We start from the raw sequence: 22,306 nt of genomic DNA, 5'->3' as shown, positions 1-22,306 counted from the left end.
GATCAATGGAACATGGCGCGCCCAAAAGGTGACCCAAGAATATCACTTTGGAGGGTTCCGATCTTGGTCAGTTGGTAAACTCGTGAACCGTGATAGCCAAACAACAGTAGTAACAGAAAAATTTGCACGTTAGATTGATGGAAAAGCGTGATGTAACGCGGCTTAAGAGATTTGTTTAAAGCCAGTTCTAATAACAGGTGAATGATTAAAATTAGAAATGCTAGAAACAACGCTGGCGCAAACAAATGATAAGTAGCAGCTTGATTGAGATGCCCATGAGCGATCGCAATGAATGCTCTTGTTAACCCCCATGCTGGGCAAGGAATGCCAACCCAATATTTTAGTGGGCAGCCTAGAAATGGAATGCCGGATTTCAAGGTTAGACTGCCGATCAGGGGAACAAGTGCGATCGCTAAATAAAAATATCGTTTAACTCGGTGGCGTTGAGATAACGGCATAGAACTAATTCCACAGATGAATGCAACAGGCAATGGGTTTAGCTCGATTCCGCACAGAGGTGCTTAATCCTGTTATCTGCATTAGTTTGGCAATCATGCATGTGGGTTGCATCCATTGTGAAATGTTATTGTGAAATTCTATTCGACCATGAACCCTAATTTGATTTTAGTGGAGACTCTTTGCGTGAACTAGACGGTCGCAACAAATCTGGTGCAAAGCAAGCAAGATAAATGATTGCGGCTCCAATTTGTTGAATCACTAACAATTCGATCGTTTTGAGCATAAAGTTTGCTTCAGACGACGAATAAGCCGCCAATGAGCCACCTGCAAACAGGGCAAGCAACAGCGAGAAAAGAGCTTTTCTAGATTTAAACGTCATCATGGCATTAAGCAAAGGCGACATAGCCAAATACGAAAAAGGTACCGATTCCGGTCAAGCAGAGCAACAGTAGCCAAGGAGACTTATCCAGTTTTTGAAACACTTTAACCCACGCCACGATCGACATCACGGCAGACACAATGCCAACACACGGAATGATGCTGAGAACCGTCCACAAAACCGCTTTTTCATCCCCCACTGTTTTAAACAGGGCATAGAGGCTTAGGACGGGAATCCAAGCAAACCAAGCATTCTCAGTACCGCACTTCTGAAAAATTTTCCAAGTGCAAAACGAGAAAAACACATATGCGATCGCATAAAACAACAGCGTTATGGCTGAAGTGCCAGCGCTAGCAACAGAATCAGCAGAATCTTCCAATTGAGCTAATAGCATTGGCATGAGACCAATGACCGGGTGAATGAACATGTATTCCATAAGATTTAGATGATCAGTGTTTGGTTGTCTTCAATAGTGCCCTTTAATTCCTGATTCACTCGCTTGTCAAACGGCAGGAACAATGTAGGCGACCTCACCACAGATGCATCAAAAAATTACGATTCTTAATCTAGGTGAACAGGCACCCAAATCGAATCAGGTGTGAGTAGATAGACCGTTCCAACCCTCAGAACATGCGCTAAATATGAACAAACCGCTTAGATCGGCAACTGGTCAATATCTTTGTTTGACCCAATGACCACGATCGCAGTCCCGGTCAACAGCCGAGTATGAGGGTCAGGATTGATGATAAATTTGCCGTTGTGACTAAATGCGAGGAGGTTTAGCCGATATCTAGCCCGAAGTTGGAGTTCGGCGATCGTTTTACCGCCAAAATTCTCTGGGATAATTAGCTCAACGATGCTGTGTTCTGGGTCGAGATCAAAGCGCTCTAAGATGCCCGGTTTGGTGAGCGATCGCGCTAGAGTATAGCCCATTTCATGCTCTGGAAAGACAACATGATCAGCCCCAACTTTCTTAAGCAGCTTTTCATGAATCTCTGAAGACGCCTTGGCAACCACATGGCGCACCCCCCCTTCTTTGACATTGAGCGTGGTAATGATGCTTTCTTGCACATAGTTCCCGATTGCCACAATCACCGTATCTTGCTCAAAAATTCCAGCTTCCCTTAGGGCCGCTGGTTGAGTCGAGTCGAGTTGTCTAGCGTGGGTAACGATGCGATCGCTCAACGCTTGGTCAACTTTACACATGTCGGTGTCAATCGCCAAAACCTCGTGCCCTGCATGGTGCAGCGTACCGCAGACGGCGCGCCCAAACCGCCCTAACCCAATAACTGCAAATTGCTTGTTTTTGCGATCAGCGCGCAAACTATGAAAGAAACTTAGTGAAGACAGATTCACAAACTTCTCCAGTGTAATGATAGAGACCTGTTGCTGAAGAAAACGTCGCCAGTAGCGAAGCGACCATCAGACAACAGAGGGTAGATTTGATCATAGTTTGAATTGGTTAACCAACGAGCAAATTTTCTTCAGGATAGTTGACAAAACTGGGTTTAGAATCGCCCAAAATAGCGCTCATCATCAGCAAGACCCCGACTCGCCCAACGTACATAACAGGAATCAGTAGCAGTTGCCCAGGCACTGAAATATTTGCGGTTCCCACTGCCGATAGCCCTACCGTCGCAAAGGCAGAAACCACTTCAAACAAAATGCCAATAAAACCAATCTCTGGATCGGTCAGGGCAATTAAGATTGTGGCGATCACAACCGTGGCGATCGATCCCATCAAGACGGCGATCGCTTTAAAGATCAACGCATTCGGAATCTGCCGGTTATAGCACAGCACCTCCTCTTTGCCTTGCAGCACGGCTTTTGTGCAGCTTGCCAACACTCGCACGGTCGTGGTTTTGATGCCGCCGCCCGTACTGCCCGGATTCGCACCCACAAACATCAGTGCGATCGTAATAAATAGCCCTGCGGTCGTCATCTTCGTTGTGTCGATCGTGTTAAAGCCTGCCGTGCGCGTTGTCACTGATTGGAACCAAGCTGCCAAAAATTTTCCTGACCAGTCCAAGCCGCCGATGGTTTGCTGATTGCGAAACTCGGTCATAAAAAAGGCGAGCGTTCCTGCCCCTAGCAAAAATAACGTTGTACTGATCGCAATTTTGAAGTTTAGCGAAAAGAGCAATTTACGAGAGGCATTTTGGGTGCAATCGCGTCCCCACAAATACATCTCCATGATCACCTGATAGCCAATGCCGCCAAAGACAATTAGCCCGCTCATTACCACTACCAGGGCGGGGTTGGCAGCATATTGGATCAAATTGTCAGAAAATAGGCTGAACCCCGCATTGTTAAACCCATTAATGCTGTGAAAAATAGACTGCCACAGCGCGATCGCAGGACGATCCCGAAACTGGGGCAAAAAAATTGGCATAAACAGCACCACGCCCGCCACTTCAAAAAACAGGGTTGTGGCGATGATCGATCGCAGCAAGCCAGACAAACCAGATAGCCCTTGCACATCGAGCGATTGTTGGATAGCAATTTTGTCTCGTAGCCCCAATCGTCGTCCCAAAATCAACAGCAGAACGGTGGTTGCAGTCATGTATCCCAAGCCACCAACTTGCACTAAAAGAACAATGAACAACTGTCCCCAAAATGTGTAGAACTGACCCACATCCACGATCGACAGCCCGGTTACACACACCGCAGAGGTGGCGGTAAATAAGGCAACGATGGGATGATTCCACCCTGCATTTGTAGTTGAGAGGGGCAACATCAGAAGCAATGTACCGGCTGTGATCACCGTTAAGAAGCCTAAGCAAATGGTACGGGAAACGGTCATGGGAAGAAGGGATGAGGGACAAACTGAACCTGAGAACCGCCTGCATGCAGAACTTCGCCAGGCGTATCATGACCTAACGGAGTTGGTATTGTGAACTAACGGTCGCCAGCTTCCTCCTAGCCTGCTGGTTCACACAGGGGTGATAGAAGCGCTGGGCGCGATCGAACTGAGGTTAAATTATAAGCCGCGATCGCAGCACCCAACCGGGCGCAGATGGGCAATTTTGGAGAAGTTGCCAGGGGTCTCTAGTGGTCTATCAAGATTGAAATGGGGGACTAGGAGTGGAGGAGTGGAGGAATCGATAAGTGGATGGGTGGATGGGTAACATCTCCATCTACCCATCCACCCTCTTACCCCTCCACCCATCAACTCAACGTTGACAATTTACTAGCGCTGATCGCTAAGTTCAGTCTGAGACTGAGGAATTTTTACAGTGAACTGCGTTCCAACTCCGACTTCGCTGTCCACAGTAATTTGCCCGTGATGCAGGTCGAGACATTTTTTAACTAGGGCTAATCCTAAGCCTGTGCCTAAGATTTTTTTAGCGTTTTCGCCCCGTTGAAACGGTTGATATAACACTTCTTGTAAGTCTAGCGGCATCCCGATTCCCTCATCCCTAATGTGGAAAGTTGTAGAATCTGGCTCACAAACAAGCGTAAAGTCAACCGTTTTACCTTCTGGGGAATATTTGATCGCATTCGATAGCAAGTTGCTTAAAACCGAGTACATCAGATGTTCATCTATCCACGCATGAGTAACCTGCCCTTGTTTTACGAACCGAATGGGATGGCGTGCCGTGCCGAGCACTTGGATATCTTCAACAAGATTGAGGCAAAACGCCTGCATTTCAACCAATTTAGGCTGAAACTCTAAGCGCCCTGCTTCGGCTCTTGAGAGCATCAACACGTCTGCAAGTAAGCCGGTCATCAACTGGGCGTAAACCTGAATCCGGTAGAGATTTTTGAGTTTGGGCGGCTCGACGATCGGGCGCAAAGCATCTTCTAGCAGTTCGGCAGAACCGAGAATGATGCTCAGAGGCGTCCGAAATTCATGGGAAGTCATCGAGAAAAATTGAAGCTTTAGTTCGCCTAGTTCTTTTTCTTGGGCGAGGATCAGTTCCCGTTTCTCTGCTTGCTGGCGTTTTAGGGTTTGGCGATAGAGCAAGCCAAACACTCCTAAAAGAATTCCAAATGAGACGACGCTACCTAAAAGCTCAATCAGCATCCGCGCTTGAATGCTCGACTGAGATTGTTCTACCCAAATTTCTAGGGTCTTTCCCTCTTCATCTTGCATGGTGCTGACGACCTGATGAATGTCAGCGCGATTGCGGCTGCTAGCCGTCCCTAACCGAGATTGAGTGGTTGGGGCTTCCCCGGTTTGGTAGGTTTCGATCGACGTTTTAGAAATCACTAGCCGTTGCTCGATCAGCGATTTTAAGTCGGCAAGTCGCTGCTGCTGAGCGGGATGATCTTGGATCAACGTTTGTAACCGAGCGATCGCGGGATCGAGTTTTGTGATGGCAAGCTGATAGCGATCTAGCTCTGCCCGGTCTCCTAAAAGAATGTAGCCTCGCCGTCCTGATTCTGCCTCATTCAACGTGCCCAGAATGCCAAGCAGTGTTCCAATCACTTCTTGAGTGCGTTTTACCTTTGTGGTGCTTTCTGCGAGCCGAGCCGCGTTTTGATAGGAGATGGCGCTTGTCCCGCCGGTTAGCAAGAATGCCAGCAGGTAGCCGCCAACAACCCATTTTCCTTCCCGTGACCATTTCCATTTCATCGTTGTCCTAAGGTCTTACTGTCCTTTAGGCTATAGAAGTAGCAGAGTCCTATTTCAAAATATTAACCTTCAATGCGGATTCTAGTGGTTGAAGATGATGTTCAGATCGCTGATTTGTTAACCGAAGCCCTCACCAGTCGCCAATATGTCGTTGATGTGGCGCACGACGGTGATTTAGGGTGGCATTGCGTGAAGACGCTGGAGTATGACTTGGTACTGCTCGATGTGACGCTGCCAAAACTCGACGGGATCACACTCTGCCGACTGATCCGCGATCGCGAGATCAATTTGCCTATTTTGATGCTCACGGCACGAGATACGATCGATGACAAGATCATTGGTTTGGATGCTGGAGCCGACGATTACATGGTCAAGCCCTTCGTTTTACGCGAGGTGTTAGCGCGAGTGCGAGCGCTGCTGCGACGGGGAACTTCTCGCGCCGAATCTGCGCTCACATGGGGTAATATATCGATCAACCCAATGACCTACGAAGCAACCTACAGCGACCAAGTTTTGAATTTGACGCCCAAAGAATATGCGATTTTAGAGCTTCTAGTTTCGAGTCGGCGGCGAGTGTGGAGCCGTCCCGAAATTATCGAGCGGGTCTGGTCGCTCGAAGATCCTCCTTCTGAAGAAGCGGTTAAGTCTCACATCAAAACGCTCCGCCAAAAATTGCGGGAGGCAGGAACGGCTGAGGATCTGATCGAAACGGTGCATGGGTTAGGATACCGTTTGAAGCAAATCTGATAGCCGATCCCAAAATAAAAAGGTTGGGGTGGCGGGAGCCGCAATCTCAATGGCTACCAAGTTAATAGCTTGCCAAAAATATATCCCCCCGATTTCCCCTCAATTTAGACTCGGTTTCCTAACATTCAAACCTTACTCTAGAAATATCGGATCTCCAAAGATATCCAGGTCGATTCTTGTTCCACAGCAAGGATCGGCTTTCTATAATCGCGCAACAATCTTTCTATGATCGTGTAACAATCTAACCCTAAAAATCGAGGAAGGTAAACAATGACTATCGTTGTCAAAGAAGCAAAATCTTGCCTTTCTGATGCATCAACTTTACCTATTATTCAAGCTTTATTTCACCAAGTAAGGCAGCCTAGCGGGGTCACTCTACCACAAATTGTTGATTTGTTAAACGCGCGAATTAGAACTTACGTATCTATCACCGCAATGCCCCACAACCAATTTTCCCAAACTCAGCAAAGCCATCTGCATCAACGACTCTACACTGAAATTCAGTTCTTGACCTGCCTATACCAAAGCAGGCTAGAAAAGCATTGTAGCAGTTAGCGTTACTCATCTTTGAAGGCTCGCTCCAATCGATCAAAAAGCGCGATTGGAAATGCTGACTAAATCTTGACCTTATGATCATGACCTTGAGTTGAAGGTTGCGATCGCGACTCTAGATAGACAACTAGATAGACAACCTTGCTGATGAATTGAACTGTCACATCACAAGCAGGGCATACAGAGAAAAATAACAGGTTGATTCACACTAAAAACCGCGATGTTTAATTTCTTTTCTCGATTTTTCATAGAAAAATATCGTTTGATACGGCGTTCTAAAGAACCCATTCCAGAATTGTTATTGACGGCGAGTTTGGCGACAGTTGCTATCTGTTTGCTAGTCACCCCAGCAAAATCGATGGTTCTTAAACGCACAATGACCGAAATAATAGCGTTCCCTTCTGCGCCACTCAGCCCTGTGCAATTAGAGTAGAGATAGTAAAAATCGAATGTACAGAAGCACGAATCTGTCCCCAAAAATGCACCTTAGTTAGGCGTCTCGCTCCACTACAATGATGTTTTCTGTCACTTTCTCAAACGTGTCATCGTGGCTGATGACAAAGAGTTGACGGAAGGTTTTGATGTTTGCGATCGCATCTGCCAAACTTTCGCGTCGGGGTCTATCCATATTAGTGGTTGGCTCATCGAAAAAGGCGATATTAATATCTGCCAACACCTTGAGCAACGCCAGTCGAACCGCCAACGCCGCACACATTTGCTCTCCTCCTGAAAGATTAATGAAGCGACGGGAATGAGCGCCCTCCTGAATCACAATCTCATAGTCACGAGTCCACTCTAGGGCAACATTTGGGCGGTTCATTAGCTCGCGAAATAGTTTGTCGGCTTCCCGCGAGATGTTGTGAACATAACGTTCTGTGATTCTAGGTCCTGCTTCTTTGTAAGCTTTACGAGCAAATTTAATGAATCGCTCGGTTTTTTGTTTGCGTTTTTGGTCTGCCTGCGCTTGTGTACGTTTTTGCTGAATGACCTGAAGTCTTGATAGCCGTTCATCGTATTCTTCTAGACGTTTTAGTTTTTCAGGTAGCATTGCAGTTAGCGTAATCTGTTGCGTTTTTGCTTCTTGATAATTTTTTTGTACGTCTGCCACTTTTTCAGGATCATAAGTTTTGGCTAGGGTTGCTTTCTGGGTTGCAAGTTCGGCTTCTTGTTGCTGAAGCAACTGTAAATCATTTGCTGCTTCTTCAAGTTGCTGTTTGCGACCTTTATAGCTGTTAGCAGATTGCTGATGTTCTAAGTAGATTTGATAATCTTTACGATGGCGTTCGCGTAGTTCTTGCTGTTGATAAAGCTGAGCAGAAAGATGGGCAAAGGCTTGGAGTTGAGCATCTAGATCTGCGATCGCGCCTCCAATGTTTGCAGTCAGTGTCTCCAGTTTTTGCTGCTGAGACTCTAAATTTGCCTGTTGGTTGAGGTCTCGCTGTAAAATTCTTGTCCGTTCGCGAGGGTTTTCAAGGGTTTGAAGTTGACCTGTGAGATAGGCTAACTGCTGCTTTAGGTCGGGTTCTGACGCAAGCTGCGTTTGGGCTTGAGCTAGCTGCGATCGCACCTCTTCTACTTCAGTCGCTAGCTTTTCTTCATCATCAAACTTAACTTCAAGGGTAAAATATTGCGCTTGCTGACTCCGAGCCGTATCTAACTGAGCTTGAGTTTCCTGCTGCAATTGCTTTAGTCGCTCAGCCAAAATTTGCTCAGACAAGTCATCTAAAATACTTTGAAGGTCTGCCATCAACTGCTCTTGAGAGGTAGAGCCATTGCCCAACGCAACCAGCACCTCCTCAATTTGGGTTGACCACAGCGGTGTTGCCTGTTGCAGTTCCTTTAATGTTGCGGTAGCGTTTTTTATATGGCGGTTATGAATACTTTCTCGCGTCTGAGCTTGCGTTATGATTTGGCGCAAATCCGATTCAAATTGAGTAGCCGCTTCGATCCGACTAAGCTGTTGCTGATAGCGTTGAAGTTGCTGTTCGAGATAGGGAATTTGATGAACGATCGCGCCCAATGCTTCTAGCCGCTCAATTTCGTTGCTAAGTTGTTTTTGATGCGTCTCAAGTTGAGTTAATCGACGTTCATCACGGGCGATCGTTTGTCTCCAGCTTTGGCAATCTTGTAGCTGTTGGTTAATGTTTTGCTGCTGCGTTTCCAGATCTGTTTGCTGCCCGATCAGTGGCTCAAGCCGTTTAAGTTCTGTTTCAACCTGCGATCGCCGCTCGATCTGCTGCTGCACTGTGGCAAGTTGGGTTTGGTAAGCGCCACTAGTCTCCATCAGAGCTTGCCGTTTTTGCAACAGGTCTTGTTGCGTCGCGCGATCGCGCTCCAATTGTTTTAGCATTGCTTCTGCCTGCAAAACAGTATGATAATTTTCTCGATGCGTGGTGCAAATTTCAACTGCTTTTTCCGCAATGGCAAGATCGGCGTTGAGCCGCTCAAGGTTGAGGCTGCCAGACTGAATACGGGTACTGAGATTTTCGAGTTGCGAGGTAAGTTGCTGAACTTGGGCAGCGATCGCGCTATAGCCCTCTTGCTCGTTCTGAAGCTGGTCTAAGCGTTGCCGCCAATGGGTGAGATCAATTTCTATTTGTGATATTTCTCTAGCGATCGCATGGCGTTGCTGGCTTAGAGGTTCCCATTCTTGCAGAGATTCATCATACAGTTTAATCTCTCGATCTAAGCGTTCTGTTTCAGCTTTTGCATATTTTTCTAGAGATAGCATCTGCTGATTCACCTGACGATATTCTTCGACCTTGAGAATTGCGTCGAAAATCGGTTTGCGCTTTTCTGCGGTTTGCAGAAAATCTACCGTAAACGTGCCCTGCGGAACGCCAATAGTGTTTGAAAAAAGTTTGGCTAAATCTGTCCCCACGGGAACGCCTAGATTCTCTCGCAGCCACGGCAACACTTCTTCTTTGATCCGGCTGTAGCCCAGTCTTTCTCCCAATTGCGGGTCAAACAGCGTGTAGCCCGCTCGCGTGCAGCGTTGCACTTCATAGGTTCGCTGATCTCGGCTCGACACAAAACAAACTCGCGCTTGGGCACTGTTGGCACCATTGCGGACTAAATCTTCAACTTTATAATCGCCTTTGTAGTCAAACAAAACCCACGCGATCGCTTCAAGAATGCTTGTCTTGCCTGCGCCGTTTTCGCCACAAATGGCATTGGTTCCGGGTTGAAACACAAAGGAGCGATCGCTGTGAGACTTGAAATTTTTGAGGCTGACCGAGAGGATTTCCATGAGTTGATTCTAAAGGAGATCAGACGTTCTGATCTTGAATCGGTAATGGATTAAATTTTACCTCTGGTTGCCCAACTGTTTGTAAAGTATGTTTGTGAAATCTACTACATCCTAAGTAGGTCTAAATGGAGTTTGCCGACTTAACTACCCAAGTTTTGGGTTAGATAAGAGTCCTGCATTGTCCTAAAAATGTATCCTAAACAATTTTTTGAACTTTAAGGTGCGATTCGCAACATAAACTGCACGCAGACACCAATGGGAAAACAGTTGCTATCCAGGTTTTCATGGCTCTTACTCTAAAAATATTCCTGATTCAAACCGAATGGGCTGTTAGATCTAACTACTCAAGATTGTCGTGCCTAAAGGTGAGAAAACTATGGTGATTCATGGCTCAGATTGCGGTGTTGCCACAACTCGTGTAAAAGCTGTGCCCCTTTGCAGCCAAAGCTTTTACACACCTTAGACTGGAGATTCATAAATTCGCTTTTAGCCCATCAGCAGTGCAGATTCAGTCTACCGTTAAGGCGATTTCTTCCTGTCAAGCCGTTCATAGTTTTACCAATGGATGCTCGCATTGCGGCTTTTCCTGAGCCTGACGAGATTGTTAAATTTTTGAAAAAAAACGTTCGTTACAAAGAGGTGTGTCAGCAGATTGTCTATCAGCGAATCGTGGATAAAGTAGCTCGCGATCGCGGCATTGTTGTGACCTCTCAGGAGATTCAATATGAGGCAGATCAGTTTCGGCGTCAAGCCCAATTAGAGCGCGCAGCAGACGCCCTGGCGTGGCTCGCTAAACAGCAAATTACACCCGATGATTGGGAATCAGGCATCTGCGATCGCGTGTTGATCCAAAAGTTGATGAAAACCTTGTTTGACCAAGACGTTGAACAACACTTTGCCGAACATCGCTCCGACTTTGACCAAGTTTCGCTCTATCAAATCATCTTTTCCAACGAAAGATTAGCCCAAGAGGTGTTTTACCAGATCAAAAGCTCTAAAATCAGTTTCTACGAGGCTGCCTACCTCTACGATGTAGATGAGCAGAGGCACATTCACGGCGGATATGCCGGACTGTTTTACCGTCGGATGCTTCAGCCTGAGATTGCAGCAAGCGTTTTTGATCAGGCGATTGGGCAAGTCTTAACTCCTGTGGCAACAGACCAAGGCTATCATGTGCTCATGGTAGAAAAATTGTTGCCCGCAAAGCTGACTCCTGAGTTACGACAAGAGCTTCTACAAAAGCGATTTCAAAACTGGTTAGAAAAAACGTTGAATTGCGTTTTGCAATCCCAGGAACTATAGAATGGGCAGCTAGAGCATAAGTGAAAACTTTTCATCGGTAATAGGCAGCAAATAGGCAGATAGAAGCTCAATTTCCATTTGTTTTATCTGTTTCTCAGCGATTGCTACCCGTGGGTTCAACCTTTCAATGCTCTGCATAGCTTACGATCGTAGAATGATAGCGACAACACATGTTAGAAATATCATTCTAAATGATGTTTTAATAGTAATTGGCACGATCAGCTTACCTATCAATTTACAGTCCTGCAAACCACTCGTAGCCCTGATCTTCCCAATACCCTTTATATTTCAGAAGTTGGCTCGTTAGCGTAATTCGAGTCACCCATTTACTTTGCTTATATCCTAGCTTAATTGGTGCGGCGAGCCGCAACGGTGCGCCATTGTCAATCGGCAGGGGTTCGCCATTTTTCTGATATGCCATTAGTGTTTGTGGATGTAAACACGAAGCCATGTCCCAACTTTCGTAATAGCGATCGACAGACTGAAAATAGACATACTTTGCGCTGTTCTTCGGTTGTGCCAATTGAATTAATTCTCGTAACGGCACGCCGCCCCACTGCACGATCGCGGCCCAACCCTCAACGCACACATGCCGAATCACCATCGACCGAAACGGCAGTTTGTAAATATCTTCTAAACTAAGCTGCATCGGCTGAGCGACTTCGCCATCAATGATCAATCGGTATTGGGCGGGGTCAATTTGCGGTGTGGATCTAAACGTATTCACCAACAGTTTTTCTGGCTCAATCTGGCTGATGGGAAACTCTGGAACCAGGGTCTGAGGCTTGAGCAGCAACTCTTCAACCTTTTGGTTAAACGGTTCTGTCGCATTTCCTGCGAGGTCTGACAGAAAGTTTGTGCCACAGCCCGACAGCAAAAGACCTGCGCTAGAAAGCCCGGTGAGGTGGAGAAATTGACGACGGTGCATGAGGTGGGAAAAATGAGGGACGGGAACCGCGATAAAAGCAGACGACGATTTAACTGTAACCGCAGAGATTGGGGATGCGTCGCTAAGTTTTACAAGTGCAGATGGAACTACCAAAACATAGATTCTAAAAGGCGGGTGCCACCGACTTTGAGAGCAAGCAGCGAATGTGCGATCGCAAACCCGATCACGGTCGGAACGGTCATAAAATGCACAATTCGCAGGGCATCCCAGCCGCCAAACGCATCAACGATCCAGTAAAACTGCGCGGGTTTGTACATGCCGATGCCGGTGAAGACCGCGAGCAAAAGAATAGGTACGATCGCGGTGTAAACAATGCGATGCCAAGCATAGGCGTTGCGTTTCTGGTTTTGACCCACTTGCAGCGCTTTTACATCGTTACCCCCAACAAATCGATTTTTCCAGCGACGAGTCAGCCCAATGTAAACTCCATACCACAGCAGATTTAGCGCAAACAGCGTCATTGCGGCAAAGTGCCAATCACGCCCTCCTGCTAGCCATCCTCCCAGGGTAAACAACGGAAAAACATGAGGACCTGCCCGCCCACCAAAGACCGGATTTGCATTGTAAATTTGCAATCCACTGGTCAGCATGATGCTCACACTCACGATATTAACCCAGTGAAAAATCTTGGCTAAAAGGGCTTGCTTAGGGCGTTTTGGCATCCGAGCAGGTTGGCGCTCTAAAGAATTGCTGGTCATGGCTAGGGGTGAAAGATGGCAGGATTTATGGCTTGCGGTCTATCGTTGTCAGGGTCTATCTTACTGTGTCCTACAAAAAACCCGCGATCGTAGGTCGGTCATAAACCCACCACAAATCACGGGCAATCACTGGAGTTACGTTAACAGAGTGAACCGACAGAACGGGTAGACTTCTAAATTCTGAATCGACTTACTTTTTACCATTCCCAGATCCTGATCTAGATCCTGATGCCGCCAGCATTCGTTCTGCCACCTTATCGGGCACTTCTTGTAGGTGATCTGCTTCCCACTGAAAGAAACCCACGCCTAGGGTCTGCGATCGCAGTTCTACAATCAGATCATGCATTTCAGCTTGCGGTAACAATGCAACCACCTCATCCCACCCGATCCAATTTGCTTTCGCATCGTAGCCCAAGATTTGACCCCGCCGCCCACTCACAATTCGCAAGACTTTTGAGGTGAAATCTGTGGGCACCGAAACCGTAATCCGCACGATTGGCTCAAGCAACACTGGCTCACAGCGCATCATGCCTTCCTGCATGGCAATTCGTGCCGCTTGCTTAAACGCTTGCTCAGAACTATCGACGCTGTGATACGACCCGTTGGTCAGCGTGACCGAGACATCCACCACCGGAAACCCTAAAGGGCCTTGAGCGAGGTAATCTCGCACGCCCATCTCAACACCAGGAAAAAATTGCTTTGGCACAACGCCGCCCACAATCGTTTCGGCAAACCGGAATCCTTCGCCTCGGGGCATGGGTTTGATATCGAGATAGACATCGCCGAACTGCCCATGTCCGCCTGTTTGGTGCTTGTAGCGTCCGTGAGAGAGAAACGACTTCCGCACCGTTTCCTTGTAGGGCACTTGCGGTTTGCTGGTCTTCATGGGCAGGTTAAATTTTCGCCGCAGCCGATCAAGAGCAATTTGCAGATGAATGTCGCCTTGCCCCCACAGAATAATTTCATGGGTGTCGGCATGGTGTTCCCACCGCAGCGCACTATCTTCATCTAATAGTTTTGCCAAGGCGCTTGTAAGCTTTACTTCGTCATTGCGTTTTTCGGCAGCGATCGCAACCGCAAAAACCGGCGCAAGTTGTTCCGCTTTCGGAAGCTCGTTGCACGGCTGATCGCTGTTGGTTAAGGTATCCCCGGTGTGAATGCTTTCCATGCGCCCCAAGGCGACAATTTGCCCTGAGTGGGCTTGGTTGAGGCTGGTTTGTTGTTGTCCTAACTCGTAGATGCCGCCAACCCGGATGCCGTTGAGGGTCATGCCATCTGCGATCGCGCCTTGCCAAACTCGCACCAGAGATAGCTTTCCACCTTGAGGCGTAAAATAGGTTTTTAGCACTTGTGCTAGAGGGGTGCTTGCACTTAAAGTGATGCCCCGTCGTTCGGCGGTAGTTTCGGGTTCGGGGGCTTCTCGGAGCAAGGCTTCAAGGAGTGGACGCACGCCAAAATCGCGATCGGCAACCCCAAAAAAGACAGGCACAATTAGATCTGCGCCTAAGTCCAGTTTTAGATCTTGAACAATTTCTTCTTCTGATGGATTGATTTCTTCTAGCAGTTCCTCTAGCAAGTGGTCATCAAAATTAGAGAGCGTTTCTAGCATTTCCATGCGGGCGATCTGTTCCTGTTCTTTTAATTCATCAGGAAACGGAATCGGATCAGCCGGTGCGCCTGGATGATAGTGATAGGCTTGCTCGGTCACCAGATCGATAAATCCGATCAGCGATTCTCCCCGCCCGATAGGGTATTGGTGAGGCACCAACGGGCGGCTCGACACCGTTTTTAGCGCATTCAGCACATCCATAAAATCGACATCGGCACGATCCATTTTGTTGAGAAACACCAAATGCGGAATTTCCCAATCATCCAAATATTTAAACAGAGGTGAAAGGGTAAGAACCCGGTCTACAACAGGTTCGCACACCACCACAACGGCATCGACTCCCACCAGGGCATTCAAACTTTCTTGGGCTAACTCAATCGAACCGGGGCAATCGAGAAACGTAAATCGTACGGTGTTATAAGTCGTGCTTGCAACGTTTAGTTCAACGCTCATTTGGCGATCGCGGGCTTCTGGGGCGCTATCACCAACGGTGTTTTTGTCTTGAACGTTGCCTTTGCGAGTCAACGCATCTGTGACCCACAGCAAGCTTTCCAAGAGTGTCGTCTTACCACTGAGATAGGGACCCACGATCGCCACACTTCGGATACCGGAGGTTTGTTGGGCTTTCATACGAGTTCTCCTTGAAAAAGGTAAAAGGATATCGATTCGCTCATTTACACGCGAAATAAGCGATCAGATCGCTGCATTGAGCAGCAATATTGAGGGGCAGAAATCTGTTCTTATTGGGCAAGAAATAGAGAGGCTTTAGTTGCTAATTTCCACAGTTAGAAGCGGCTTGAAATCAGCAGCATTTTCTCTTTTATGGGGATTCTGACTACTCAGAATTGACCGTGCAAGAAGTATGAATCAAGTTGAACAATTGAGCGTAAAACCAACGGATTTTCTTAATAAATTGGGGGTGCATTAAACACCCCCACGTTTGATTTATCGATGATCTAATTTCACCACAGCTTTGTCAGTTTGTTTGCCGTTTTGGTGAGGGTGACCGTTGTTTTTGCGCGGTTGAATTACACCATACCCACCGTGGTTTCGCTCGTAAATGACGTTAATTTCTCCTGTTTGCACATTTTGGAACATATAAAAGTCGTGATCTACGAGTTCCAACTGTTCTAGGGCTTCATCGAGGGTCATCGGTGGCATCGCAAAATACTTTGTTCTGACCACACTAGCAGGGAGTTCTGGGGTGCGATCGAGGTTCAAGTTTGCTACGACGGGCTGATCACTCAGGGCTTCAGTAGTTTTGATCGATTCATGCCGCCGATCAACTCTTTTTTCTTTGTATTTTCGCAGTTGTCTCGCGATTTTATCGGCAACTAAATCAATGCTAGCGTAGAGGTTTTCACTCGATTCTTCGGCTCTAACAACGGTGCCGTTAGCATAGATTGTGACTTCAGCAATTTGCTTTGGAATTCGCGGGTTTCGAGCAACAGACAGATGAACATCTACTTCGGTTGTTAACGTTTGAAAGTGATTAACCGCCTTTTCTATTTTTTGTTGGACATACTCACGAATCGCATCTGTAATCTCGATGTTCTTTCCCTGGATAACAAGCTTCATAAGCTGCATTCCCCTGAAAGGTTTGGGTGTACTTCAACACTATCACTTTGTATTGTGGCTCACAGCTTCGTTTAGAATGTTTTGCATCTGTTGACAATTCTTGACCTACCAAATCTGCATTTTGGGTAGTCTCCTCCTTGATCTTTCACATAATATCTATCACGCTAGAAAGCTGGGCGATTTGCCGTAACCCATGACCGGTGATAGATATACCGTGGTTGATCTGCCGCCTCGCACTTGCGTTCTCTACAATCGAGGATTGATGCCTTATTTGGCAGCGTGGAGTTGGCAGCAGGTCTTGGTGCGCGATCGCAAGCAAGATCCCAGTCTAGAAGATGTCTTGGTTCTCCTAGAGCATCCTCCGGTTTACACCCTTGGGCAGGGGGCAGATGCCCGGTTTTTGAAGTTTGATCGGATGCAATCTAACGATGAGGTACATCAGGTTGAGCGTGGGGGCGAGGTGACCTATCACTGCCCTGGACAACTGGTGGGCTATCCGATTTTAAATTTGCATTATTATCAGAAAGATTTGCATTGGTATTTACGCCAGCTAGAGGAAGTAATCATCCGGGTGTTGGCACGGTATAGCCTTGAGGGAACTCGAATTTCGGGATTGACTGGAGTTTGGGTGGAAGGGTGTAAATTAGCGGCGATCGGTATTAAAGTCAGCCGTTGGATTACGATGCACGGCTTTGCGTTGAATGTGAATCCTGATTTAACTGGGTTTAATCAAATCGTCCCCTGTGGCATCGAAGATAAGCCGGTGGGCAGTTTAGAGCAGTTTGTGTCTGGGGTGAGTGTGGAGCAGGTAAGAGAGGACGTTGCGATCGCATTCGCCGAAGTTTTTAAGGTGCGGCTGAAGGTAGCTTAAAGTTTTAGATGCTCTATTTTTTCGGGTTCACACACAGGTTCATACAAAATAGGCGATCTCTTAGAGAGATCGCCTATACGACAAGCACGTTGGCTGTTCTTACCTGCCCTGTGTGAACGTTACACCATGTTCAGCCGTCTTTTCCCTAGTTTCGGAAACTACTTCATTAGTCCTGCATAAACAGCGCGATCGCCTAAATTATCTTCAATTCTCAGCAGCCGATTATATTTTGCGACCCGTTCGCTACGACACAGCGACCCCGTTTTAATTTGACCGGCTCGTGTAGCAACAGCCAGATCTGCGATCGTAGTATCTTCCGTTTCGCCAGACCGATGACTAATAATCGAGCGATATCCATTTCGCAATCCCAAATCGATTGCTTGTAGCGTTTCTGTTAGCGTACCAATCTGGTTGAGCTTGATGAGAATTGCATTTCCAGCTTGACTGTCAATTCCTTTTTGCAAACGTGTGATATTTGTGACAAACAAATCATCGCCAACCAGTTGGCAATGATCCCCAATTTTTTGAGTCAGCGATTGCCAGGTTTGCCAGTCATCTTCATGCAAGCCATCTTCGATCGATACAATTGGATATTGGCTCACCAACTTCGCTAAATAATCCACCATCTCCGCTTGGGAATGAGCGCTGCCATCGTAGGTATATTGCCCATCTTTGTAGAATTCGCTTGCCGCTACATCCAGTGCTAATGCAACCTGCTCACCGGGCTTGTATCCTGCTTTCTCGATCGCCATAATCAGTAAATCTAGCGCCGCTTGATTCGATTCTAAATTGGGCGCAAATCCGCCTTCATCTCCAACGCCTGTAAGCAGCCCTTTGTCATGCAAAACGCTGCTCAGAGATGCAAACACTTCAGCCCCCCAACGCAACGCTTCTTTAAAGGAAGTTGCCCCCACCGGAACGATCATAAACTCCTGAAAATCAACGTTGTTATCCGCATGAGCACCCCCATTAATCACATTCATCAACGGTACAGGCAGCAGGTTAGAGAGAGGAGTGCCTAAAAAACGATAGAGGGGTAGACCCAGGGCTTCGGCTCCAGCTTTAGCAACCGCCAGCGAAACTGCCAAGATGGCGTTTGCGCCTAAATTTGCTTTATTAGGAGAGCCATCAATATCGATCATGGTGCGATCGACTAGTTCTTGATCGACTGCATCCAAACCGAGGAGCTTGGGTGCAAGGATCTCTTCAACGTTTTTCACAGCTTGAAGGACGCCTTTACCACCATAGCGGCGCTGATCACCATCGCGCAGTTCATGGGCTTCAAAACTTCCGGTAGACGCTCCGCTTGGCACTTGAGCAACGCCGATCGCGCCCCCCACTAAATAGACCTCGGCTTCGATCGTAGGACGACCCCGCGAATCGAGAATCTCACGGGCGCGGATCGCCTCAATGGCGGTATCAAGGGTATCAATCATGGTAATGTAGACCTCAGCAAAGAGAGTAGGCGTGAAGGATGAGCAAAGAATCGTCCTCTTTGAATATGCGCGTTGCGCGGATGGCGATTGCGGCTTTGCCTCTTCGTAGAATACGATGCTGGGGAGCGTTCTAGGTAATGAAATTCATGCTGTCCTGACATTGAGGAGAATTTGCCGTTTGTGCGACTCCCTTTCAAGCTCTTTGTTTACCGTCTTATTTGCAATAGAAATATTGGCAACGGATTTTGATAATGGATGTAACGGATGCCTTATCGGTTCTAGCCCTAGATCTTGAACGATAATGAGCCACTTATCCGTTACATCCGCTACCTAATTTGCTGCCAACCAAGCGCTCTCATGACAACGAGTCAGCCTTTGAATTCACTCAACCCTCAGTAAATTCTCTTCCAAGCTCTAACCGTCGCCTGACCGATGACGCTATCAACGACTTCCCCATTATCGGCAGTTGCCCTCAAGTGAACATTTTGTTCTGGCGCGCTTTTGAGGACAGTTGCGAGTTCTGAGGTAATTGGAAACTGACCATTTTTGTTGTCGAGTTGAAAAACCCGCTCTCCGACTTTGACGGATAGCCCAGTAATTTTCTCAGTGCCATTATTGACAATGCAAACTGAATTGGGAAATCCATCATCAAAGTAGCCAAATGGATAATATCCAAACCTTGAGGCGTATAATCGACGGTGAAACGAACGATGAGCGATCGCGCCAAAGTTACGCCTTGTGCCAATCGTGCATTCTCTTCCGCTGTAGGCTAGTAAGACACGAACAGCATTTGGCTTCCACAGACTGACGACTTTAACCTGACCATTGCTATTACGAAACGATCGCGAAAAATAATTCTGATCAAATACAGCGAGGGATTCGCCTTCAAATGCATCAATGACTCGAACAGGTTGCGACCACGGCACTCGCAGATTGGGCTGTAAGATCGACGATCGCACGATCGGAAGCTCTGCTGATGGTGTTTGCAGAGCGATTCCTTCGGAAGGTCGCAGAGCGATCGCACGAGAATCTAAAACGCTGGACATCACAACTGCAAGGATTGCCCCGTTTCGCATCCAAGAACTCATGAGGCGAGATAGCATAATGTGTGGCTCGATTGACAGGCTATAGTTTGATTCTAGCGATTTGCTCGGCGATTAGCGCAACTCCGAAGAAAGCGCAAACTCAGAGAAATTAAGTTTCGTTCCTGATCGCGACAGATTCAAAACGAGTCTCGATATTTTTTGGTTATGCGATCGCGCCCAAATCAACAAGCGAAGCTTTCTGAGCGTCAGTCAAGCCTGTTGCTCCTGTAATCCTCATGCCTTCATAAGGTCTAGAAATTCTGATGGTTCTGATGCATTCAAAGGTTTGCATGTCCCAGCCCAAAATCACTCCGTCTTGATCGCTGCTGCACAACATTTGACCATCAGGGCTGAACGCAACGACTCTCACCCAGTCGGTATGACCGCATAACGTCCAGAGACAGTCGCCTGTATTTGCGTCCCAAATCTTGACAGCGTGATCTTGACTGCCGCTTCCAGGAAAAAAGCCAAGCTCTGAACTTGGGACACCTAGGTTTCAATGCTTTGAACCAGGAAACATCCGAACGTTAAGCCCAAACTTAGAGATTTCTGCAAAACTTTGGCACAATGAACGTCAGAACCACGAGGAGAACTCATCATGCGTTTACTGCATACCATGCTGCGGGTTGGAAATTTAGAGCGATCGCTGCGGTTTTACTGCGAGGTGTTGGGCATGAAACTTTTGCGCCAAAAAGACTATCCAGGCGGAGAATTTACTCTGGCATTCATTGGCTATGGTGAAGAATCAGAAAATACTGTCATTGAACTAACCCATAACTGGGGGCAGGAAACCTATGAGTTAGGGGATGCTTACGGACATATCGCGATCGGGGTAGATGACATTTACGTGACCTGTAAAGAAATTGCTGCCCAAGGGGGCAATGTCACGCGCCAACCAGGACCGATGAAACACGGCTCAACGGTGATCGCGTTTGTCGAAGATCCGGATGGCTATAAGGTCGAACTGATTCAACTCAAGTCTCAAGAGTCAACCGCTCAAACGCCTGTCGCCGCTAGTACATCCTAATGCTTGACCAATAAACGTTCTGTTCTTCGGGGTCTGTCAAGGTGGAACTGGGGGAGTAGGAGTCGATGGGTGGATGGGTCGCTCAGTAATCTAGTCTATCCGCCCATGCCCTCCACTTAGTGTTGAAAATCTACTAGCCGGTTTTCTGGTTTCTGCCTCCGTTGAGCGCTTATACTCCTCAAGGTGGAGGTAAGGAGTCAATGGTGAAGAAGATTGACTGGATAGCACAAAGCTTAGGGGGAATTAGTGTTCTGGCGTTTATGCTGCCTGTCTGGGCGCAGGAAACCTACCCCTTGGATGAGCCGTCTGATGAGCCAATAGAGCAGGTTACCTCGGTTTCAGAGCTTGCAGATGTTCGTCCTGGCGATTGGGCATTTCAGGCGTTGCAAACCTTGATCGAGCGCTATGGCGTCCTTGGGGGCTACCCTGACAGAACCTTTCGGGGCAATCGCCCGATGAGCCGCTACGAGTTTGCTGCTGCTTTGAATACGGTGGTGAGCCGAGTCGAGGAGCAGCTATTGGCAAGCGATGCGGGTGGAACCGTGCAAGACGATGTGGCAACGATTCGTCAGTTAAGTAATTTCTACGGCAAGGAATTAGAGACGCTGCGATCGCGCCTCGACACCATCACCGATCGCGCCACCGCGTTGGAAAGACAACAATTTTCCACGACAACTAAACTAAATGGGCGCATTGATCTAGCGACCACAGACGGCACAGATTCGGGTCTGACGGTGATCAATCGGACTCGATTAGATCTGATCACTAGCTTTCAAGGTTCAGATCGGCTCGTGACCCAGCTAGAAGCCGGTAACGAGGGGCAGGATGCGGTGGCAGAGGCTCACAATCGTCGTCAAAATCTACTCGGAACCACTGGCATGCTTGCCGATGGCGGTGGCATTGACTCGGTTGGGGTAGCGCAGGGGGTGCGGGTGCGTAAACTGTATTATGCGTTTCGCCCATCTGAAACGGTAGAAGTTGCCGTTGGCTCTCAGCTACCGCCCAGTGATTTTATCGATCGCAACAGTTTTGCCAATCAGTCAGGACAAAATTTTAGCTCCAGCTTTTTCGCAAACAATCCTCTAATTACCCAAAACGAAGTCGATCGCTTTGGGGGAGCCGGAGCCGCCGTTGCTTGGAATGTCAGGAATAATCTAACCCTACGGGCACTGTATGCGGCAGCCGATGCCTCTGATCCGGCAGCAGGTCTGTTTCAAGACCGCTACCAAGCCACGTTAGAAGCGGAATATACCGTGCCCAATCAGCCGATTACCGTGCGCTTGCAATATACCCATGCTGAGATTAACGGCACCCAGATCGATGCGGCTGGGATCAACGCAGAATGGGCCATTCGGCGTCGCTATGGCATCTTTGGCATCTTCGGGCGATTGGGAATTGGTCGCTATCAAGGCTTCAATTCAATCTTGGCAGAAGAGTTGGAGTTCAATCCAAAAACTTGGGCACTGGGGGTTTCGATTCAAAACTTCTTAATCCCCGGATCAAAAGCGGGAGTTGCGGTGGGTCAACCGTTTGTCACCAGCAGGTTAGGAAACGCGACCCAGACCAATATAGAAGCCTTTTTCGGCTTGGCGCTCAGTGAGCATATTAATCTCAGTCCGGCATTGCTGATTGTGTCTAACCCCAATAACCGCAAGAGTCCAACAATTTGGGAATGGACGGTGCGAGTGCTTTATTCGTTTTAACCCTAAACTGCTTGAGCCTCTCGTGCTTCAGAGTACTAACTCCGACTCACGAGTCGCTACAATGAAAGTCCGAGACCCTGAT

General features: G+C 47.7%; 19 protein-coding genes. 5 read left to right on the top strand and 14 right to left on the bottom strand.

The window, feature by feature from the left end; genetic code table 11:
* Positions 1–2: 2 nt before the first annotated feature.
* The 6 genes from GS601_RS00450 to GS601_RS00425 all read right to left on the bottom strand — a co-directional run bounded on the left by GS601_RS00450 (position 3) and on the right by GS601_RS00425 (position 5,417).
* The gene (locus GS601_RS00450) at positions 3–458 is read right to left on the bottom strand and encodes a DUF2752 domain-containing protein (RefSeq protein WP_162421181.1); all 456 of its coding nucleotides are present in this window, start codon (positions 456–458) and stop codon (positions 3–5) included.
* 155 nt (positions 459–613) lie between these two features.
* Positions 614–841, bottom strand: coding sequence for a hypothetical protein (locus GS601_RS00445; protein ID WP_162421180.1), 228 nt, complete (start codon positions 839–841; stop codon positions 614–616).
* A gap of 4 nt (positions 842–845) precedes the next feature.
* Positions 846–1,274: a DUF5684 domain-containing protein gene (locus tag GS601_RS00440; protein WP_162421179.1), complete on the bottom strand. Its 429-nt coding sequence runs from the start codon at positions 1,272–1,274 to the stop codon at positions 846–848.
* A gap of 218 nt (positions 1,275–1,492) precedes the next feature.
* Positions 1,493–2,194 (bottom strand): NAD-binding protein, encoded by a 702-nt coding sequence (locus GS601_RS00435; protein WP_162421178.1) that lies wholly within the window; start codon positions 2,192–2,194, stop codon positions 1,493–1,495.
* Positions 2,195–2,300: 106 nt separating this feature from the next.
* Positions 2,301–3,641, bottom strand: a complete 1,341-nt coding sequence (locus GS601_RS00430) for a TrkH family potassium uptake protein (protein WP_162421177.1) — start codon at positions 3,639–3,641, stop codon at positions 2,301–2,303.
* A gap of 387 nt (positions 3,642–4,028) precedes the next feature.
* Entirely contained in the window at positions 4,029–5,417 is a 1,389-nt protein-coding gene (locus GS601_RS00425; protein WP_162421176.1) for a sensor histidine kinase, read from the bottom strand.
* 72 nt (positions 5,418–5,489) lie between these two features.
* On the opposite strand from GS601_RS00425, the gene GS601_RS00420 reads away from it, so the two are divergent.
* A complete protein-coding gene (locus GS601_RS00420; RefSeq protein ID WP_162421175.1) occupies positions 5,490–6,164 on the top strand; it encodes a response regulator transcription factor in 675 nt (224 codons plus the stop codon).
* 1,042 nt (positions 6,165–7,206) lie between these two features.
* On the opposite strand, the gene GS601_RS00415 is transcribed toward GS601_RS00420, so the two are convergent.
* On the bottom strand, positions 7,207–9,966 hold the full coding sequence (locus tag GS601_RS00415; protein ID WP_162421174.1) for an AAA family ATPase: 2,760 nt from the start codon (positions 9,964–9,966) through the stop codon (positions 7,207–7,209).
* A 561-nt stretch (positions 9,967–10,527) separates the two neighbouring features.
* Here GS601_RS00415 and GS601_RS00410 point away from each other — a divergent pair.
* The gene (locus GS601_RS00410) at positions 10,528–11,268 is read left to right on the top strand and encodes a peptidylprolyl isomerase (protein WP_162421173.1); all 741 of its coding nucleotides are present in this window, start codon (positions 10,528–10,530) and stop codon (positions 11,266–11,268) included.
* A gap of 235 nt (positions 11,269–11,503) precedes the next feature.
* On the opposite strand, the gene GS601_RS00405 is transcribed toward GS601_RS00410, so the two are convergent.
* The 4 genes from GS601_RS00405 to hpf form a co-directional block, all read right to left on the bottom strand.
* Positions 11,504–12,196 (bottom strand): molybdopterin-dependent oxidoreductase, encoded by a 693-nt coding sequence (locus GS601_RS00405; RefSeq protein ID WP_162421172.1) that lies wholly within the window; start codon positions 12,194–12,196, stop codon positions 11,504–11,506.
* Positions 12,197–12,303: 107 nt separating this feature from the next.
* A complete protein-coding gene (locus GS601_RS00400; protein WP_162421171.1) occupies positions 12,304–12,915 on the bottom strand; it encodes a cytochrome b/b6 domain-containing protein in 612 nt (203 codons plus the stop codon).
* Positions 12,916–13,105: 190 nt separating this feature from the next.
* Positions 13,106–15,154 carry an elongation factor G gene (locus tag GS601_RS00395; RefSeq protein ID WP_162421170.1) on the bottom strand — a complete coding sequence of 683 codons (2,049 nt, stop codon included), beginning with the start codon at positions 15,152–15,154 and terminating at the stop codon, positions 13,106–13,108.
* 315 nt (positions 15,155–15,469) lie between these two features.
* On the bottom strand, positions 15,470–16,102 hold the full coding sequence (gene hpf / locus GS601_RS00390) for a ribosome hibernation-promoting factor, HPF/YfiA family (protein ID WP_162421169.1): 633 nt from the start codon (positions 16,100–16,102) through the stop codon (positions 15,470–15,472).
* A gap of 193 nt (positions 16,103–16,295) precedes the next feature.
* Between hpf and lipB the strand changes: the two genes are divergently transcribed.
* The gene (gene lipB, locus GS601_RS00385; RefSeq protein WP_162421168.1) at positions 16,296–16,973 is read left to right on the top strand and encodes a lipoyl(octanoyl) transferase LipB; all 678 of its coding nucleotides are present in this window, start codon (positions 16,296–16,298) and stop codon (positions 16,971–16,973) included.
* A 158-nt stretch (positions 16,974–17,131) separates the two neighbouring features.
* On the opposite strand, the gene eno is transcribed toward lipB, so the two are convergent.
* The 3 genes from eno to GS601_RS00370 form a co-directional block, all read right to left on the bottom strand.
* Positions 17,132–18,409 carry a phosphopyruvate hydratase gene (eno, locus tag GS601_RS00380; protein ID WP_162421167.1) on the bottom strand — a complete coding sequence of 426 codons (1,278 nt, stop codon included), beginning with the start codon at positions 18,407–18,409 and terminating at the stop codon, positions 17,132–17,134.
* 392 nt (positions 18,410–18,801) lie between these two features.
* Entirely contained in the window at positions 18,802–19,512 is a 711-nt protein-coding gene (locus GS601_RS00375; RefSeq protein WP_162421166.1) for a hypothetical protein, read from the bottom strand.
* A 145-nt stretch (positions 19,513–19,657) separates the two neighbouring features.
* Positions 19,658–19,921: a WD40 repeat domain-containing protein gene (locus GS601_RS00370; RefSeq protein WP_162421445.1), complete on the bottom strand. Its 264-nt coding sequence runs from the start codon at positions 19,919–19,921 to the stop codon at positions 19,658–19,660.
* Between the two features lie 171 nt (positions 19,922–20,092).
* Between GS601_RS00370 and gloA the strand changes: the two genes are divergently transcribed.
* Together gloA and GS601_RS00360 are read left to right on the top strand one after the other, a co-directional pair.
* A complete protein-coding gene (gloA, locus tag GS601_RS00365) occupies positions 20,093–20,521 on the top strand; it encodes a lactoylglutathione lyase (RefSeq protein WP_162421165.1) in 429 nt (142 codons plus the stop codon).
* Positions 20,522–20,721: 200 nt separating this feature from the next.
* Entirely contained in the window at positions 20,722–22,224 is a 1,503-nt protein-coding gene (locus GS601_RS00360; protein WP_238392869.1) for an iron uptake porin, read from the top strand.
* The last annotated feature ends 82 nt before the right edge of the window (positions 22,225–22,306 follow it).

The organism is Myxacorys almedinensis A (assembly GCF_010091945.1).
Classification (GTDB): domain Bacteria; phylum Cyanobacteriota; class Cyanobacteriia; order Leptolyngbyales; family Leptolyngbyaceae; genus Myxacorys; species Myxacorys almedinensis.
This window is presented reverse-complemented; position numbering and strand designations above follow the sequence as displayed.

Bases quoted from the DNA above. Each gene is read 5' to 3' on its own strand.
- gloA (WP_162421165.1), top strand. From the start codon at position 20,093: ATGCGTTTACTGCATACCATGCTGCGGGTTGGAAATTTAGAGCGATCG.
- GS601_RS00440 (WP_162421179.1), bottom strand. From the start codon at position 1,274: ATGGAATACATGTTCATTCACCCGGTCATTGGTCTCATGCCAATGCTA.
- GS601_RS00430 (WP_162421177.1), bottom strand. From the start codon at position 3,641: ATGACCGTTTCCCGTACCATTTGCTTAGGCTTCTTAACGGTGATCACA.
- GS601_RS00400 (WP_162421171.1), bottom strand. From the start codon at position 12,915: ATGACCAGCAATTCTTTAGAGCGCCAACCTGCTCGGATGCCAAAACGC.
- GS601_RS00405 (WP_162421172.1), bottom strand. From the start codon at position 12,196: ATGCACCGTCGTCAATTTCTCCACCTCACCGGGCTTTCTAGCGCAGGT.
- lipB (WP_162421168.1), top strand. From the start codon at position 16,296: ATGACCGGTGATAGATATACCGTGGTTGATCTGCCGCCTCGCACTTGC.
- GS601_RS00450 (WP_162421181.1), bottom strand. From the start codon at position 458: ATGCCGTTATCTCAACGCCACCGAGTTAAACGATATTTTTATTTAGCG.
- GS601_RS00415 (WP_162421174.1), bottom strand. From the start codon at position 9,966: ATGGAAATCCTCTCGGTCAGCCTCAAAAATTTCAAGTCTCACAGCGAT.
- GS601_RS00395 (WP_162421170.1), bottom strand. From the start codon at position 15,154: ATGAAAGCCCAACAAACCTCCGGTATCCGAAGTGTGGCGATCGTGGGT.
- GS601_RS00360 (WP_238392869.1), top strand. From the start codon at position 20,722: ATGGTGAAGAAGATTGACTGGATAGCACAAAGCTTAGGGGGAATTAGT.
- GS601_RS00445 (WP_162421180.1), bottom strand. From the start codon at position 841: ATGATGACGTTTAAATCTAGAAAAGCTCTTTTCTCGCTGTTGCTTGCC.
- eno (WP_162421167.1), bottom strand. From the start codon at position 18,409: ATGATTGATACCCTTGATACCGCCATTGAGGCGATCCGCGCCCGTGAG.
- GS601_RS00425 (WP_162421176.1), bottom strand. From the start codon at position 5,417: ATGAAATGGAAATGGTCACGGGAAGGAAAATGGGTTGTTGGCGGCTAC.
- GS601_RS00375 (WP_162421166.1), bottom strand. From the start codon at position 19,512: ATGCTATCTCGCCTCATGAGTTCTTGGATGCGAAACGGGGCAATCCTT.
- GS601_RS00420 (WP_162421175.1), top strand. From the start codon at position 5,490: ATGCGGATTCTAGTGGTTGAAGATGATGTTCAGATCGCTGATTTGTTA.
- hpf (WP_162421169.1), bottom strand. From the start codon at position 16,102: ATGAAGCTTGTTATCCAGGGAAAGAACATCGAGATTACAGATGCGATT.
- GS601_RS00410 (WP_162421173.1), top strand. From the start codon at position 10,528: ATGGATGCTCGCATTGCGGCTTTTCCTGAGCCTGACGAGATTGTTAAA.